This window comes from Dactylosporangium salmoneum (assembly GCF_039532525.1).
Taxonomy (GTDB): Bacteria; Actinomycetota; Actinomycetes; order Mycobacteriales; family Micromonosporaceae; genus Dactylosporangium; species Dactylosporangium salmoneum.
Window position 1 is genome coordinate 23,731 of record NZ_BAAARV010000024.1, and the last position, 15,753, is coordinate 39,483.

The window sequence follows — 15,753 nt, forward strand, 5'->3', positions numbered from 1 at the left end:
CGATCATGGTACCGTCCGCGTGTGGGAGCGTTGGATCGACGGGTCTCCGTGCTCGGCGGGGTGGCGGTCCACCTGCCCGCGGACAGGCTGTCCAGCCGCGGCGTGGAGGAGCGCATCGCGGCGCGCAGCGACGGGTTCGCCCCGCCGGCCGGGCTGATCCGCCGGGTCAGCGGCGTCGAGCACCGGCACGAGATGCCGGACGACTGGCAGGCCTCCGACCTCGCCGTGGCCGCCGCGCAGAAGGTGCTCGCCGGCTCCGGCACCGCGCCCCGCGACGTCGACCTGCTGATCTTCGCCTCGGCCAGCCAGGACATGGTGGAGCCGGCGACCGCGCACATCGTTGCCGAGAAGCTCGGGCTGGGCTGTCCGGTCTTCGACGTGAAGAACGCCTGCAACAGCGTGCTCAACGCGATGGAGATCGCCGACGCGCTCATCGCCGCCGGCCGCTACGGGCGGGTGCTCATCGCCGGCGGGGAGTCGCCGTCGCGGGCGGTGCGCTGGCGGGTGCCGGACATCGCCGCGTTCCGCACCGCGTTCGCCGGCTACACGCTGTCCGACGCCGGCGCCGCCCTGCTGCTGTGCGCCGCCGACGCGGTGCCGGGCGGGCCCGGGATTCTCGGCTTCGGCGCGGCCGCGAACTCGCGCGTGTGGGACGTCGGGACGCTTCCGGCGGGGGGCTCGGCGCACCCGCGCGACGAGGAGTACACCTACTTCCGCATCGACGGCGACCGGCTCCGCGACGCGTTCTCGGCGCTGGGCCCGCAGGTGCTGCACGACACCGTGCGCCGGCTGGGCCTGACGTGGGACGACTTCGCGTTCGTCGGGCTGCACCAGGTGTCGCTGGGGTTCCTGGAGGAGGTCCGCGACCGCATCGGCGTGCCGGCCGACCGGGTCGTGGTGACGCTGCCCGAGCACGGCAACGTCGCCTCGGCGAGCCTGCCGCTGCAGCTGTCGGTGGCCCTGGAGACCGGGCGGGCCGGGCCGGGCGACCTGATCGCGCTCGTCGGCCTGGGCGGGGGCATCAGCCTGGGCATGACGGTGATCCGGCTGTGAACCTCTGGGTGGTGATTCCGGCGTACAACGAGGCGCCCGGCATCGCCGCGACGCTGGACGCCCTGGCGGCGCAGGACGACCCCGACTTCACGGTGGTGGTGGTCGACAACAACTCGACCGACGGCACCGCCGACGTCGTGCGCGCGCACGCGGCGACGGCGCACGTCATCGGGGAGACGCGCAAGGGCACCGGCGCGGCCGCCGACACCGGCATGCGCTTCGCCATCGCCCACGGCGCCACCCATCTCGCCCGCACCGACGCCGACTGCCTGCCGGACCCGGACTGGACCGCCCGCATCCGGGCCGCGTTCGGCGACGGCCTCGAGCTCGTCGCCGGCCGGCTGCTGCCGCGCACCGACGAGGGCCCGCTCCCGGGCCGGTACCGCTGGCTGCTCCCCACCGCCGTCGAGGTGGCCGCCTGGTTCGGCAAGTTCCGCCCCGGCAACCGCGACCCCGCCTACCTCGGCCCGTACGTGATGGCCCCCGGCTGCAACATGGCCATCGCCGCCGGCCTCTACGAGCGGGCGGGCGGCTTCCCGCGCACGGCCATCGAGGAGCTGCACGAGGACCGGGCCCTCGTCAACGCGGTGCGCCGGCTGACCCCCGCCTACGGGCTGCGCCGCGACGTCACCGTGCGCGGCTCGACGCGGCGGGTGCGGGCGTGGGGGCTGCGCCGCACCCTCGCCTGGTACGCCGACCACCGCTACCGTCCGTCCGTTGTAGACATCCGGTGACCGCCCGCTGGGAGCGGCGCCTCCAGCTGGCCGCGCACCCGCTGCTCTTCCCGCTCGCCCGTGGCCTGGCCCGGCTCGGCCCGGTCGTGCGGGTGCCCGGCCTCGGCGTGGTCGTCAACGACGCCGCGACCGCGCGGGCGGTGCTCACCGACACCGGCACGTTCAGCAAGGCCGCCCCGGGCGCCCCCGCCGACCTGTGGACCCCGGTGCTCGGCCCCAGCGTGCTGCTCAACATGGCGGGGGAGGACCACGCCCGGCTGCGCCGCAAGCTGTCCGGCCTGTTCACCCCGGCGGCCGTGCGGGGGCTGTGCGAGCGGGTCCTGGCCGGCGTCCTCGCCGGCATGACCGCGCGGCTGGCCGCCGGGGAGCCGGTCGACCTCGTCGCCGAGGTGCGCCGCTGCGCCGGGGCGGTCATCGCCGAGCTCGTCGGCCTGCCGCCCGACCCGGACCGCTTCGACGCGATGTTCGCCCGCGGCACCGAGGTCACCGCGATGGTCCGGCTGACCCGCCGCGGCCTGACCCCGCCGCAGGTCGCCCGGGCCCGCGAGGTCATGGCCGAGCTGACCGCCCCGGCCGTGACCGCTTACCGCGACGCCGCCGCCGGTACCGTGCCGGGCCGGATGCGCCAGCTCGGCCTCACCGAGGACGAGGCCCGTGGCGCCGTCGCCGCGTTCGTGCTCACCGGCACGGAGACGCTGGTGTCGTTCGTGCCGCGGCTGGTCGCGCTGGCCCACGACAGCGGCTGGCTGGCCCGCCTGGCCGCCGACCCGGCCCGCACCGACGCCGTGGTGAGCGAGGCGCTGCGCTACACCGTGCCGTCGCCGGTCATGCTCCGCGGGGTGGCCGCGCCCGGGCGGGTCGGCCGGGTGCCCGTCGCGCCGGGCGACCGGGTGGTCATCATGACGTTGTCGTGCGCCCGCGCGTCCGGGTCGTTTGATCCCGAACGGCCGCACCCGCCGGAGCTGCGGCAGCTGTGGTTCGGCGCGGGCGCGCACTACTGTCTCGGGATGCCCCTGGCCCTGGCCGAGATCGACGCCATCCTCGGCGCCGTCCTGGCCGCCTGGCGCGAGGCCGGGCCGCTCGCCGTGCGGCAGCGGCGGGCGGCCGCGCGGGTGCTGATCCCGGGGTACGCCAAGCTCGTGCTGGCCCGCGCATGACCGACCTGCTGACGGCGTTGCTCGCCACGTGCGACGAGCGCGGCGACGCGCCCGCGCTGCGCTCCGGGGCGCTGCGGCTGACGTACCGGGAGCTCGGCGGGCGCATCCGGGCCACCGCCGGGGGGCTGCGCGCGGCCGGCCTCGAGCCGGGGGACCGCGTGCTGTTCTCGGTCCGCCCCGAGCCCGCCGGCGTCGTGCTGGCCCTGGGCATCGTCGCGGCCGGCGGCACGGTCGTCTTCGCCGACCCCGGCGCCGGGCCCGAGCTGTTCGCGGCCCGGCTGGCGCTCACCGGCCCGCGCTGGGCCGCGGCCGAGTCGCTGCTCTACGCCGCGAGCGCCTTCCGCGCGACCCGCTGGGCGGCCCGTCGCCGCGGGCTGCTGCTGCCCGCCTTCGACCGGCTGCCGGTCCGGCACGTCTACGCCGGGCGGTGGCTGCCCGGCGTGCCGCGCGGGGCGCACGCCGCGGGCCGCCTCGCCGCCGGGCCGACGATGTCCACCGTGGACGACGCGCCGGACCGGGAGGCGCTCATCGTGTTCACCTCCGGGACCACGGCCGCGCCAAGGGCCGTCGTGCACACCCGCGGCTCGCTCGGCGCCGGGCTCAGCGTCCTGGCCGGGCGGTGCGCGCTCGGCCCGGCCGACGTCGTGCACACCGACCAGCTGATGCTCGGCCTGCCCGCGCTGGTCGCCGGTGCGCTGTGGACGATGCCGCCCTACGGGCTGGCGGCTTCGGCCGAGCCGGTGCGGTACGCCTCCGGGCTGCGCGGCGTCACGCACACCTTCTGCGTGCCGGCCGACTTCGCCGCCGTCCTCGACGCGATCGCCGCCGGCCGCGTCCCGGCCCCGACCGGCCTGCGCAGCGTCATGCTCGGCGGCGCACCCGTCCCGCCCCCGCTGCTGCGCCGGGCCACGGCGCTGCTGCCGGGGGTCGAGCTGCTCACGGTGTACGGCATGACCGAGATCGTGCCGGTCGCCGCCGCCACCGCCGAGGAGAAGCTCGCGCACGACGGCCCCGGCGACCTCGCCGGCACCGCGCTGCCCGGCGTGCGGGTCCGCACCGCGCCCGACGGCGAGCTGCTCGTGCGCGGCCCGAACCTGTGCCGGGGGTACCTCGGGGAGCCCCCGCTGGCCGAGCACGCCACCGGCGACCTGGCCCGCCTCGACGGGGACCGCATCGTGCTCGTCGGCCGCAAGAAGGACATGATCATCCGGGGTCGCGTGAACATCTACCCCGGCCTGTACGAGCCCGCGATCGCCCGCCTCGACGGCGTCGCCCAGGCGGTCCTGGTCGGCCTGCCCACCGGCCTCGCCGGCGACGAGAAGGTCGTGCTCGCGATCGTCCCGGACGGGCCGGCCGAGCCGGTCGTGGCCACGGTCCGCGCCGCCCTGCCCGCGCTCATCGACGCCGGCGCCCTGCCCGACGAGATCGTCGCCGTGGCGGCCGTGCCGGTGACCGGCCGCACGGCCAAGCCCGACCGCGAGGCCCTGCGCCGGATGCTGGAGCGGCAGTGCGCATCGCGGTGACCGGCGCGACCGGCTTCGTCGGCGGGGCGGTGTGCCGCGCCGCGACCGCCGCCGGCTGGCACGTGCACGCGCTCGGCCGCCGCGAGTGGAACATCGACGACGGCCCGCTACCCGACCCGCCCCGCGTGGACGCGGTCGTGCACTGCGCCGCCGCCGTCAACGACTGGGGCCCGCCCGGCCCGACCTGGCGGACCAACCTCGAGGGCACCCGGCACGTCGCCGAGACCTTCCCGGCGGTACGGCTGGTGCACATCTCCTCGGCGAGCGTCTACGACCCGTTCCGGCCGACCGTCCAGGCCCGCGAGGACGAGGCGCCCGTGGCGCGGTACCTGACCGCGTACGCCGCCTCCAAGGCCGCCGCCGAGCGGCTCCTCGCCGGCCGCCCGGACACGGTCGTGCTGCGCCCGCACGCCGTCTACGGGCCGGGCGACCGGGTGCTGCTGCCGCGCGTGCTGTCCGCCGTGCGCGGCCGCACGCTGTGGATCGTCGGCGACGGCCGGGCCCGGCAGTCCCTGACGTCGATCGACAACCTGGTGACCGCCGCCCTGCGCGCCTGCGCCCCCGACGCGCCGCCCGGGGTCTACAACGTCGCCGACGCCGCGCCGCTCACCGTCGGCGCCGCGCTGGGCGAGCTGATGCGTGCCCTCGGGCGGGACGTGCGGGTCCGCGGCCTGCCGCTGCGCCCGGCCTGGCTGGCCGCGGGAGCGGTCGAGGCCGCCTGGCGCCTGGCCCGCCGGCCCGGACCGCCCCGGCTCACGCGGTACGCCATCAGCCACCTCGGCCTGGAGCGCACCCTCGATCTCGGCGCCGCCCGCACCCGCCTCGGCCTCGATCCGGCCCCCACCTCCTTCGAGGGCGCCGCCGGCTGGCTCGGCGGCTGAGGTCAGAAGCCGGACGCGAGCACGGCGCGGTCCTTGCCGGAGGTCTTGGCGCGGTACATCGCCTCGTCGGCGGCGCGCAGGATGTCGTCGGTCGTGAGGTGGTCGGCGTTGAGCGCGATGCCGACGCTCGCCGACACGGTCACCGTGGTGCCGTCCAGGTCGTACGGCACCGGGACCGCGGCCAGGATGCGCTCGGCCGTCACCAGCGCGTCCTCGGCCGCGGCCAGCTGCTCGGCGAGGACCGCGAACTCGTCACCGCCGTAGCGCGACACCGTGTCGCTGGCCCGCACGCACTGGGCGAGCCGGGTGGAGACCTGGCGCAGCAGCGCGTCCCCGGCGGCGTGCCCGAGCGAGTCGTTGACCTGTTTGAAGCCGTCGAGGTCGATGAACAGCACGGCGAAGACGTGGCCGGAGCGGGCGTGCGTGTCCAGCGCGTGCTGCACCCGCTCGCGCAGCAGGATGCGGTTGGCCAGGCCCGTGAGGGGGTCGTGCAGCGCGAGCCGGCGCAGCTCCAGCTCGCGCTCGCGCAGCAGCTCCTCGGTCGCCTTGCGCCGCGCGATGTCCCGGCGCAGCGCCGTGGTGGCCTCGTCGACCTGGGCCATCGCCCGGTTGCGGGCCCCGGCCAGGATCGCCACCAGCGCGGTCAGCAGCACCGACAGGGCGGCGCCGCCGAGCCCGGTCATCAGGGCCAGGCGCCGGTCGGTGGCGCCCAGCAGCCGGGTGGTCGGGGTCAGGCTGAGGTCCCAGCGGCGCTGGCCGACGGTCAGCGTGTGGCCCCGGCGCAGCCGGTCGCCGGCCAGGGCGGTGCCGGCGGTGACCGCGGCGATCGTCTGGGCCGGGGTGGTCGAGGCGTCGCTGAGCCGGATGTGCACGGCGCCGCGGGCCTCCAGGTGCAGCACCTGGTCGAGGAAGTCGCCGCCGCGCACGCCCATGACCAGCCAGCCGCGCAGCGCCCCGGCGTCGGGGGTGCCGGCGCGGCCGAGCACGGGCATGCTGACGGTGAACGAGCTCTGCTGCTGCGCGACCGGCAGCCCGCGGTCCTTCATCAGCACGTAGGCGGCGCCGATCGTGAACGCGCCGGTCCGACCGGCCACGTGCACCGCCTCCACCAGCTGCGGGGTGACGCTGAGGTCCCGCCCGGCGAGGCTCGCCGCGCCGTCGAACGGCCGGTCGAGCACGATGTAGAGGTGCTCGGCCGCGCCGCCGGCCGGGGTCAGCCGCAGATCGGTGGCGCCGGCCCGCTGCCACTCGGCCTGCACCGCCGCGGTCTGCGCGTCGGTGGCGGGCACCACGAAGGCGATGCCGCTGGCGCCGGGCAGCCGCTGCCGGTTCAGCCCGGACATGATCTCGGCGAAGCCGACGGCGGTGAGCTCATCCTGGGCGCCGACGGCGGCGGCGAGGTCGGTGAGGGTGTTGGCGAACACCGACGCCTGGGCGGTGACCGCCCGCTCCACGTCGTCGTCGTAGCGGTCCATGAGCTGTGCGGCGTAGCGCTCCTCGGCCCGGTTGACCTCCACCACGGCCACGGCCGTCGCGCCGGCGCCGGACAGCGCCACCACCAGTACCACCAGCCAGGCCAGCATCCGGCGCCGGCCAGTCGGCGGATCCGCCTCGGCGATGGGCTCCACGTCGTGCCGAATCGGCCGCCGCGGGCCCGGCTGGAGGGAATCGCGGCAACCGGGTGCCCCCGGTTGCAAGGTCCCGGTTCGGGCGCGTGCGGGCGCGGTTCCGTCCTACTGTCGGGCTGTCGGAAGGAACCGCGGCCCCATGCACCCCATCCAGATGATCGCGGACCGAAGAGTCGGCACGAAAATCCTGCTGGCGGTGCTGGTGGTGGCGCTGTTCAGCCTCGGCGACGGCATCACCGCGCTGGCCAGCCTCGGCGCGGTCAACGACCAGGTCGGCAAGATGAACACCTACAGCCGCCAGCTGCAGGCCACCGGAACCCTGCGCGACGTGGTGATGCAGGCCGTCGTCGCCGTCGACGAGCACTCCCTCTCCGCCGACGCCGCGGCCCGGGCCGCCGCCAAGCAGGGCCTCGACAGCCTCGACGCGCAGGTCAGCGCCGCCGCGGCGGCCGTGCGCGGGCTCGGGCTCGACGCGGCCCAGGTGACCGCCCTGGACGCCTTCGACGCCGGCTGGCAGCGCTACCTCGACACCGTCAACGGCACCCTGCTGCCCGCCGACGACCGCGGCGACGGCGCCGCCGCGGCCCAGGCCCGCACGAGCGCCGGCACCATCGCCGCGGGCGTGCGCAGCGCCCTGTCGACGCTGGAGTCGGCGACCGCGCAGCGGGCCAACGACGAGGACACCTTCGCGGAGAACCGCTACCGCAGCACCCGGCTCGAGGTGGTCGTCATGCTGGCGCTCAGCTTCGTGTTCGGCATCGGCCTGGCGCTGGGCATCGGCCGCCTCATCACCCGCCCGCTGCGCGCCTGCGTCGCCGCCCTGCACCGCATCGGCGCCGGCGACCTGACCGCCCGGGTCGCCGTCCACCACCGCGACGAGATCGGCCAGGTCGCCGCCACGCTCAACGGCACCGCCGCCGCGGTCGCCGACATGGTCCGCCAGGTCGGCGCGGCCTCCGACCAGGTCGCCGCCGCCTCCGAGCAGCTCTCGACGGTCTCCAGCCACCTGGCCGCCGCGGCCGAAGGCACCACCGCGCAGGTCACCTCGGTGGCCCACGGCGCCGACGACGTCTCCCACCACGTCCAGGCGGTCGCCGCCTCGACCGACGAGATGACCGCCGCGATCAAGGAGATCGCCGGCAACGCCGCGCGGGCCGCCGGGGTCGCCGCCACCGCCGCGCAGACCGCCCAGCGCACCAACGACAGCGTGGTGCGGCTCGGCGACGCCTCGGCCGAGATCACCTCGATCGTCGCGCTCATCACCTCGATCGCCGAGCAGACCAACCTCCTCGCCCTCAACGCCACCATCGAGGCGGCCCGGGCCGGGGAGGCCGGCAAGGGCTTCGCGATCGTCGCCGGCGAGGTCAAGGACCTGGCCCGGGAGACCGCCCGGGCGACCGAGCAGATCTCCGGCCAGGTCGGGTCGATGCAGCAGGAGACCACCGGCACGGTCCGGGCGATCGGCGAGATCGCCGGCGTGATCGGCACCATCAACGACTACACGGCCACGATCGCCGCCGCGGTGGAGGAGCAGACCGCCGTCACCGGCGAGATCGCCCGCCGGGTCGGCCGTGCCGCCGAGGGCTCGGCCGGCATCGCCGGCACCATCGCGGAGGTGACCGAGAGCTCCGGCCTGGTCAGCGCCAGCGCCACCCAGACCCAGGCGACCGCGGCCGAGCTGGCGCGGATGGCGCACGAGCTGCGCAGTACCGTCGCCACCTACCACGTCTGAGCGCCCAATCGTTCAGTCGGTGAACCATTCGCGGCCGCGTATCATCGGGGTCGTGAACGAGGTCGGGCGCGGGTCGGGGCTGGCGGAGACGGTCGTGTACCGCCTCGGCGCGCTCGGCGCCCTGGCGAATAGCCGGTTCGCGGCGCGGATCGAGCGGCACGGTCTCAAGCCCCGGCACCTCGCGCTCATGACGGCGCTGGACGCCGGCCGGGTCGCCTCGCAGCAGGACCTGGCCGTGCGGCTGGGGGTCGCGCCCAGCCTGGTGGTGGCGCTCGCCGACCACCTCGAGTCGGTCGGCGCGGTCGCCCGGACGCGGGACGCGCGGGACCGGCGCCGGCAGGTTCTCGCGCTCACCGAGCACGGACGCGAGCTGCTGGCGGTGTGCGCGGCGGCCGCCCGCCAGCTCGACGAGGAGCTCACCGCGGCACTGCCGGAAGGCGACCGGGCGGCCCTCGACCGGGTCCTTGCCGCGCTCGGCGTGGAGGCCGGCGGCGCCGCGTAGGCTGGCGGCGCTGCGTAGGCTACTGCTGCCGGGCCGCCAGGGCGGCCTGCATGCGGCTCTCCAGGCCCAGCTTGGCCAGGATGCGGCTGACGTGGGTCTTGGCGGTGGCCTCGGCGATGCCGAGCCGGGCGGCGATCGCCGCGTTGGAGAGGCCCTCGCCGAGGCAGTCCAGGACGTCGCGCTCGCGGGAGGTGAGCAGCCCCAGCGGTACCACGGCAGGGTCCTTGCGGTCCTTCGGCGACTCCTCGAAGGCGGCCAGCACACGGCGGGTGACGGCCGGGGAGACGACGCCGTCGCCGCGGGCCACCGCGCGCACCGCGGCCACGAGCTCGTCGGCCGAGGCGTCCTTGAGCAGGAAGCCCGCCGCGCCCGCCCGCAGCGCGCCGAAGAGGTACTCGTCGACGTCGAACGTGGTCAGGGCCAGCACCCCGCGCACGCCCGCGGCGACGAGCTCACGGGTCGCGGCGACCCCGTCGAGGCGCGGCATGCGCAGGTCCATGAGCACCACGTCGGGGCGCAGCCGCAGGGCCAGCTCGACCGCCGCGGCGCCGTCGGGGGCCTCGCCGACCACCTCCAGACCGGGCGCCGAGCGCAGGATGAGGACCAGGCCCGCCCGTACCGCCGGCTGGTCGTCGGCGACGAGCACCCGCACCGCCGTCACGGCGCGTCCAGCGGCAGGTGGGCGGCGACGATCCAGCGGTCGCCGTCGGGGCCGGCGGTGAGCGTGCCGCCGAGCAGCGCGGCCCGCTCGCGCATGCCGATGAGGCCGGCGCCGCCGAGCCCCGGGACCGGGCGGCGGGCCAGCCCGGAGTCCACGCGCAGGTCGACGGCGGCCGCCGTGCACGCGACGGCGACCGCGACCGGGCCCCCGTCGCCGTGCTTGAGGGCGTTGGCCAGCGACTCCTGCAGGATGCGGTACGCCGCCAGGTCCACGCTCACCGGCACCCGCTCCGGTGCGCCGGTCACGCTCAGCCCGACCGGCACGCCGCAGCGCGCGACGAGGTCGTCGAGGGCGGCCAGACCGCCGGGCGCGGCCTCCGCGACGGCCGCGGGGTCGCGCAGGAACCCGATCATCCGCCGCATCTCGGCCAGGCCTTGCACGCTGTTCTCCCGGATGACGGTGAGCGCCTGCCGGGTGCCGTCCGGGCCGAGGTCGGCCGACAGCGCCGCGGTCGCGTGGATGGCCGCCGCGCTGAGGTGGTTGGCGATGACGTCGTGCAGCTCCCGCGCCATCCCGGCCCGCTCGGCGGCGACCGCGTTGGCCCGGTCGGCCTCGGCCAGCCGGGCCACCTGCTCGGCCGAGCGGCGGGCGATGGTCGCCTGGTCGCGGTGGTGGCGCACGTGGGAGCCGGTGAGGATCGGCACGACGGTGACGAGCGCGAGGAGCACGGCGAGCCCGAGCGCGCGCACGTCGCGCACGACGACGAGGCACACCGCGGCGGTGACCACCGAGCCGATCACGCTGACCGCCAGCAGCGCCCGGGCCAGCGCCGCCCGTCCGTGCAGGCAGGCGTCGTACAGCACCTGGGTGTACACCAGCGGCGTGGCCAGCGACGGCCCGATGACGACGTCCCCGGCGACCGCGGCCGTGCCCACGAGCACGCTGGCCAGCGGGGCGGTCCGGCGCAGCAGCAGCGCCCCGCAGCACACCACCAGCGGCACGAACAGCCACGCCGGTGCGACCCGGGCCTGCCACTGGCCGGTGACGAACATGAGCGCACCGGCGCACAGGCCGCTGCCGGCGAGCACGAGATCCACGGCGCGGCCTTTCACGCCCCGATTTTTCCATCCCGGCGTACGGCGCGGAAATGCGACGAAGGATGTACGGCAACCGTCGCCGAGGCCGAGGCGGCGGCCCCGATCCGCGGCGAGCCTGGAACCATGCTGATCGCTTGGATCGCCGGGTGCGAGATCGCGTTCTGGGTGCTGCTGGTCGCCGGCCTGCTCGCCCGCTACCCGCTGCGCCGCCCCCGGGCGGGTGCGGTGCTGCTCGCCGCCACCCCCGTCGTCGACGTGGCGCTGCTCGTCGCCGCCGCCCTCGACCTGCGCGGCGGCGGCGAGGCGGGGCGCCCGCACGCGCTGGCCGCTGTGTTCCTCGGCTTCTCCGTCGCGTTCGGCCCCTCGATGATCCGCTGGGCCGACGCGCGGTTCGCGCACCGGTTCGCCGGCGGTCCGCCGCCGCGCAAGGTGCCGAAGCGGGGCGTGGGGCGGGTGCGGTACGAGTGGCGCGAGTGGGGCAAGGCCGTCCTCGCCGCCGCGATCGCCGCCGCCCTGCTGCAGGCGGGCCGCTGGTGGATCGGCGACCCGGCCCGCACGGAGGCGCTGCAGGGCATGACCCAGCTGCTCGGCGTGGTGCTCGCGGTGTGGCTGATCGGCTGGCCGGTGTGGGTGACGGTGGCCCACCTGCTGCACACCCTCACCCCGGGCCGCGGGCCCAACCGCTGACGCGGGCCTCAGCCGGTCACTGTGCGACATTTCGCCGCCCCAGGCGGCGTCCGCCCGCGAACGCCACCGCCCGGTTACGGTCCGCTGTTGCCGTGGACGCGGGCGGGTGGATACCTTTCCGGCGTCTGCCATGGTGGAGTCTCGGCCGGGGGGCTAGGGGTCATGGGGATCTACCACGCGGTTCTCGCCGCGCCCGAACGCACGAGGCACAGACGGCCGCGCGGCCGTCGGGTCGCCGCGGCGGTGGCCACGGTCGCGGCGGGGCTCGCGGCGACCGGGCTGACCTGGGCGGCCTTGGGCGGGGCATTCGATCACGTGCCGCTGCTCGACCGCGCCGTGGCCGTCGGCTTCGAGGCGACGGGCTGCGCGCTGCTGCTCGCCGCGTTGTGGAGCCGGGAGCGGCGGTGGATCACCCGCACGCTGCCGATCCTGCTGCTGTCGGTCGCCGTGCTCGTCGGCGCGGTCGCGCTCACCCTGTGGATCACCGCCACGGTGACGGACGCCTACCCGCCGTCGTTCGCGCTCTGGGTCGGCGCCGGGTTCGCCGCGCTCGCGGGATGCCCGCTGGTCCTGCGCCGGCGCGACGGCCGCTCGCTCGCCTGGCGCAAGGCGGCGGCCGTGGTCGCGGTGCCGGCGACGATCGCCGGGGCGTTCATGCTCATCGACCAGCAGTACGGCATCTGGCCACAGATCGGCGATGTGCTCGGCCACTCCGGGGCCATCGGCGGCCAGCAGGCGCACGACCTGATCGGCGGCGTCGCCGCACCCGGCGGCGATCCGCCCGCGAACGGCGTGATCGTCAGCCTCGACGCCCCGGCCACCCGGTCGCACTTCAGGCACCGCCCCGGCGTCGTGTTCCTGCCGCCGGCCTACTTCGGCCCCGCCCGCGCGACGCTGCCGGTCCTCATCATGCTGGTCGGCTCGCCCGGCACCCCGATCAACTGGCTCAAGTCCGGGCACGGCCAGGCCACCGACGACGCCTACGCCGCGGCCCACAACGGGCGGGCGCCGGTGCTGGTGGTCGTCGACCAGAACGGCTCCGCCACCGGCGACACCGAGTGCATCGACAGCCCCCAGGGCAACGCCGAGACCTACCTGACCGTCGACGTGCCCGCGTTCATCACCGGCACCCTGCAGATCCAGCACAACCCGTCGAGCTGGGGCATCGCCGGGTTCTCCGAGGGCGGCACCTGCGCCCTGGACCTCGTCCTCGGTCATCCCGACATCTACCGGCACGTCATCGACTTCGGCGGCGACGCGCGGCCCAACCTCGGCAGCCCCGCGCACACCCTGAGCGCCCTGTTCGGCGGCAGCCTCGCCGCCGAGCAGGCGCACGACCCGGCGTGGCTGCTGAGCACCCGCCGGTACTCCGGCGTGACGCTGTGGTTCGGCGCCGGCGCCGACGACACCCGCGGCATCGCCGTCGGCGAGCAACTGGCCGCCGACGCCACCCGGGCCGGGCTCGTCACCCACCGGTTCGTCGACACCGGCGGGCACAACTGGCAGTTCGCGAGCGTCGGCTTCGCGCGGGTGCTGCCCCAGCTGTGCGACGAGATGGCCACCAGCGGCCTGGCGCCCGCCCCGGGGCACCCCCATCGAGCCTGACCGCCCGGCCTCGGGGCCTTCCTGCCATCAATGGGCGTCGGCCGGGACGCCGGGGTCAGCGGGAGCATCGGCGGGTGAGTCGCTGGTCGTGGACCTGCGCGGTCCGCGGACCAGGACGAGCACCAGCAGGACGGCCAGGACGCCGACGCCGACCCACATGCCCTGCTGCCAGCCGTCGACGAAGGACTCCTTGGCGGCAGTGACCAGCGTGCCGGCCTGAGGGCCGGCCGCGTCGGCCACGGCGAGGGCGTTGGACACTCCTTCGCGAGCGGTCGCGGCGGTGTCGTCCGCAACGCCTTCGAGGCGGGGTCCGATCGCCGCGCGGTACCCGGCGGTCAGGGCCGCGCCCAGCAGTGCCACGCCGAGCGCGGTGCCGAACTCGCGCGTGACGTCGTTGAGTGCGGACGCCACGCCCTGCTGCGAACGGGGCAGCGAGGAGGTGATCGCCTCGGTGGAGGGCGTCATCGCCAGACCCATGCCCAGGCCCATCGCGGCGATGCCCGGCAGCACCGACGGATAGCCGCCCTCGACCGACACGAGGAGGGCCATCAAGGCCAGCCCCACCGCGCCCAGCGCGATACCCAGCGCCATCGTCGCGCGGCCGCCGATCCGAGCGGCGATCTTGGGTGCCAGCCCGGAGCTGACCATCATGAGCAGCGCCATCGGCAGGATCGCCACGGTGGCCAGCAACCCGGACCAGCCCAGCACCGCCTGGAAGAACGGATAGAGGACGACGGCGACACCGGCCTGCACGCCGAAGACCGCCAGCAACGTCACCGACCCGCTGGACAGTCCCCGCTGCCGGAACAGGCCGACGTCCAGCAGCGGGCCTTCCCGCCGCGACTCGCCGACCACGAATGCCACCGCGGCGACGGCTCCGACGACCAGGCTCACCACCGTCACCGGGTGGGTCCACCCGCGCTCGGGTCCCTCGTGCAGCACCAGGATCAGACCGACCACCGCAATGATGGAGCTCAGCGCACCGAAGAAGTCGAAACCGTACGCGAATGCCTCGCGGGAGTCCGGGATCGACCGCACCGCCACCACGACCGCGGCGAGGACGAGTACCACCGGCAGGACGAACAACCACCGCCAGCTCGCGACATCGACCAGCACCGCCGACAGGAACATCCCGATCAGCCCGCCGGCACCGGCGACCCCGGTCCACACCCCGATCGCCTGCGACCGGGCCTGCGCCGGGAAGCTCGACGTGATCACGGCGAGGGTCACCGGCATGATCATCGCCGCGCCGATCCCGGCGACAACCCGCGAGGCCAGCAGCATCCCCGCCGAGGTGGCCAGGCCCGCGGCCGCACTGGCGACGCCGAACAGCGCCAGGCCGATCAGCAGTACGGGTTTACGGCCCCACCGGTCACCCACCGCACCCAGCGGCAACAGCAACGCGGCAAGGGTGATGGTGTAGATGTTGATGATCCACAGAACGCCGCTCTGCGAGCTGCCGAACTCGACGGTGATGTCCGGCTGAGCCACGTTCAGCCCCGACACCGAGGCGATGACCGCCATCAGCGCCAGGCATACGCCGAGCATGACCGCGCGTCGCCGCCGCGGATCGTCGATCGTGACCGCACCGGCGCCGGCCGGCTTCGGGGAAGCGTTGGTACTCACGGTTGTCCTTCGAGTTGGTGTACGGGTCACTGGCGCGGGTCAGGGCCCGCGTGGCTCGCACGACTACGTCGTGCTGCTCACGCGCGGCCGAGTGCGCTCCACGAGGCCGCACAAACCGGGTTTCTCCAGGTCGTGGGCCATACCGAAAGAGTCGTCACCCACCGCCCAGTTGGCAAGCTACGTTGCCGAATGGCAAAGTGGAGGGCATGGACGAGGAGTTTGAGCGCACGCTCGACGCCGTCGGGCCGCGGCTCAAACGGCTGCGCCTGCGCACCGAGATGACGTTGACCGACCTGGCGGAGCGGACCGGCATCTCCGTGAGCACCCTGTCGCGGCTCGAAGCAGGCCTGCGCCGTCCCACACTGGAACAGCTGCTGCCGCTCGCCCGGGCGCACGGCGTCACCCTCGACGAGCTCGTCGACGCGCCCGCCACCGGCGACCCACGAATACACCTGCGTCCCGTCGCCTGCGCCGACGGGTCGGCGATCATCCCGCTCACCCGGCGACCCGGCGGAATCCAGGCCTACAAGTTCGTGCTACCGGCCAGCAGCGACGACACGCCACCCCAGCTTCGAACCCATGAGGGCTACGACTGGGTCTACGTCCTCAACGGCACGCTTCGCCTCGTGCTGGGCGAACACGACCTGCTCCTCGGCCCGGGCGAGGCGGCCGAGTTCGACACCCGCACACCACACTGGTTCGGCGCCACCGCGACCGGCCCCGTCGAGTTCCTCAGCCTCGTCGGCCGGCAAGGCGAACGCGCGCACGTGCGCGCCGCACCGAAAGCGGAAGCGTCCGCCTGAGCGGAGGCGCCGCACTGCTGGGCGTCGCAGGACCTGCCGAATGCCGGCTCAGGGTTTGCGCCGG

14 protein-coding genes are annotated in these 15,753 nt (G+C 75.6%); 10 read left to right on the plus strand and 4 right to left on the minus strand.

Annotated features, from left to right (window positions below):
• The first annotated feature begins 21 nt into the window (after positions 1 to 21).
• From ABD352_RS14950 to ABD352_RS14970, 5 genes are read left to right on the plus strand one after another with little or no spacing between them, the layout of a single operon-like run.
• Entirely contained in the window at positions 22 to 1,053 is a 1,032-nt protein-coding gene (locus ABD352_RS14950; RefSeq protein ID WP_344612947.1) for a 3-oxoacyl-ACP synthase III family protein, read from the plus strand.
• Positions 1,050 to 1,787: a glycosyltransferase gene (locus ABD352_RS14955; protein ID WP_344612948.1), complete on the plus strand. Its 738-nt coding sequence runs from the start codon at positions 1,050 to 1,052 to the stop codon at positions 1,785 to 1,787. Before ABD352_RS14950 ends, ABD352_RS14955 begins: the two co-directional genes overlap by 4 nt.
• Entirely contained in the window at positions 1,784 to 2,944 is a 1,161-nt protein-coding gene (locus tag ABD352_RS14960) for a cytochrome P450 (RefSeq protein WP_344612949.1), read from the plus strand. The genes ABD352_RS14955 and ABD352_RS14960 overlap by 4 nt, the downstream gene beginning before the upstream one ends.
• Complete coding sequence (locus ABD352_RS14965) at positions 2,941 to 4,467, plus strand: class I adenylate-forming enzyme family protein (protein WP_344612950.1); 1,527 nt, start codon at positions 2,941 to 2,943, stop codon at positions 4,465 to 4,467. The genes ABD352_RS14960 and ABD352_RS14965 overlap by 4 nt, the downstream gene beginning before the upstream one ends.
• Complete coding sequence (locus tag ABD352_RS14970) at positions 4,452 to 5,348, plus strand: NAD-dependent epimerase/dehydratase family protein (RefSeq protein WP_344612951.1); 897 nt, start codon at positions 4,452 to 4,454, stop codon at positions 5,346 to 5,348. The genes ABD352_RS14965 and ABD352_RS14970 overlap by 16 nt, the downstream gene beginning before the upstream one ends.
• Before the next feature lie 2 nt (positions 5,349 to 5,350).
• On the opposite strand, the gene ABD352_RS14975 is transcribed toward ABD352_RS14970, so the two are convergent.
• Positions 5,351 to 6,976: a diguanylate cyclase domain-containing protein gene (locus tag ABD352_RS14975; RefSeq protein WP_344612952.1), complete on the minus strand. Its 1,626-nt coding sequence runs from the start codon at positions 6,974 to 6,976 to the stop codon at positions 5,351 to 5,353.
• Between the two features lie 139 nt (positions 6,977 to 7,115).
• Here ABD352_RS14975 and ABD352_RS14980 point away from each other — a divergent pair, with 139 nt between their 5' ends.
• Together ABD352_RS14980 and ABD352_RS14985 are read left to right on the plus strand one after the other, a co-directional pair.
• Positions 7,116 to 8,708, plus strand: coding sequence for a methyl-accepting chemotaxis protein (locus ABD352_RS14980; protein ID WP_344612953.1), 1,593 nt, complete (start codon positions 7,116 to 7,118; stop codon positions 8,706 to 8,708).
• 52 nt (positions 8,709 to 8,760) lie between these two features.
• Positions 8,761 to 9,210 carry a MarR family winged helix-turn-helix transcriptional regulator gene (locus tag ABD352_RS14985; RefSeq protein WP_344612954.1) on the plus strand — a complete coding sequence of 150 codons (450 nt, stop codon included), beginning with the start codon at positions 8,761 to 8,763 and terminating at the stop codon, positions 9,208 to 9,210.
• 19 nt (positions 9,211 to 9,229) lie between these two features.
• On the opposite strand, the gene ABD352_RS14990 is transcribed toward ABD352_RS14985, so the two are convergent.
• Together ABD352_RS14990 and ABD352_RS14995 are read right to left on the minus strand one after the other, a co-directional pair.
• Entirely contained in the window at positions 9,230 to 9,871 is a 642-nt protein-coding gene (locus tag ABD352_RS14990; protein ID WP_344612955.1) for a response regulator, read from the minus strand.
• Positions 9,868 to 10,983, minus strand: a complete 1,116-nt coding sequence (locus ABD352_RS14995; protein ID WP_344612956.1) for a sensor histidine kinase — start codon at positions 10,981 to 10,983, stop codon at positions 9,868 to 9,870. Before ABD352_RS14995 ends, ABD352_RS14990 begins: the two co-directional genes overlap by 4 nt.
• A 108-nt stretch (positions 10,984 to 11,091) precedes the next feature.
• Between ABD352_RS14995 and ABD352_RS15000 the strand changes: the two genes are divergently transcribed.
• Both ABD352_RS15000 and ABD352_RS15005 read left to right on the plus strand, forming a co-directional pair.
• Positions 11,092 to 11,655: a hypothetical protein gene (locus ABD352_RS15000; protein ID WP_344612957.1), complete on the plus strand. Its 564-nt coding sequence runs from the start codon at positions 11,092 to 11,094 to the stop codon at positions 11,653 to 11,655.
• 162 nt (positions 11,656 to 11,817) lie between these two features.
• Positions 11,818 to 13,260 carry an alpha/beta hydrolase gene (locus ABD352_RS15005; protein ID WP_344612958.1) on the plus strand — a complete coding sequence of 481 codons (1,443 nt, stop codon included), beginning with the start codon at positions 11,818 to 11,820 and terminating at the stop codon, positions 13,258 to 13,260.
• A 27-nt stretch (positions 13,261 to 13,287) separates the two neighbouring features.
• On the opposite strand, the gene ABD352_RS15010 is transcribed toward ABD352_RS15005, so the two are convergent.
• Positions 13,288 to 14,886 (minus strand): MFS transporter, encoded by a 1,599-nt coding sequence (locus tag ABD352_RS15010; protein ID WP_344612959.1) that lies wholly within the window; start codon positions 14,884 to 14,886, stop codon positions 13,288 to 13,290.
• A 206-nt stretch (positions 14,887 to 15,092) separates the two neighbouring features.
• On the opposite strand from ABD352_RS15010, the gene ABD352_RS15015 reads away from it, so the two are divergent.
• The gene (locus tag ABD352_RS15015; RefSeq protein WP_344612960.1) at positions 15,093 to 15,689 is read left to right on the plus strand and encodes a helix-turn-helix domain-containing protein; all 597 of its coding nucleotides are present in this window, start codon (positions 15,093 to 15,095) and stop codon (positions 15,687 to 15,689) included.
• Positions 15,690 to 15,753: the final 64 nt, after the last annotated feature.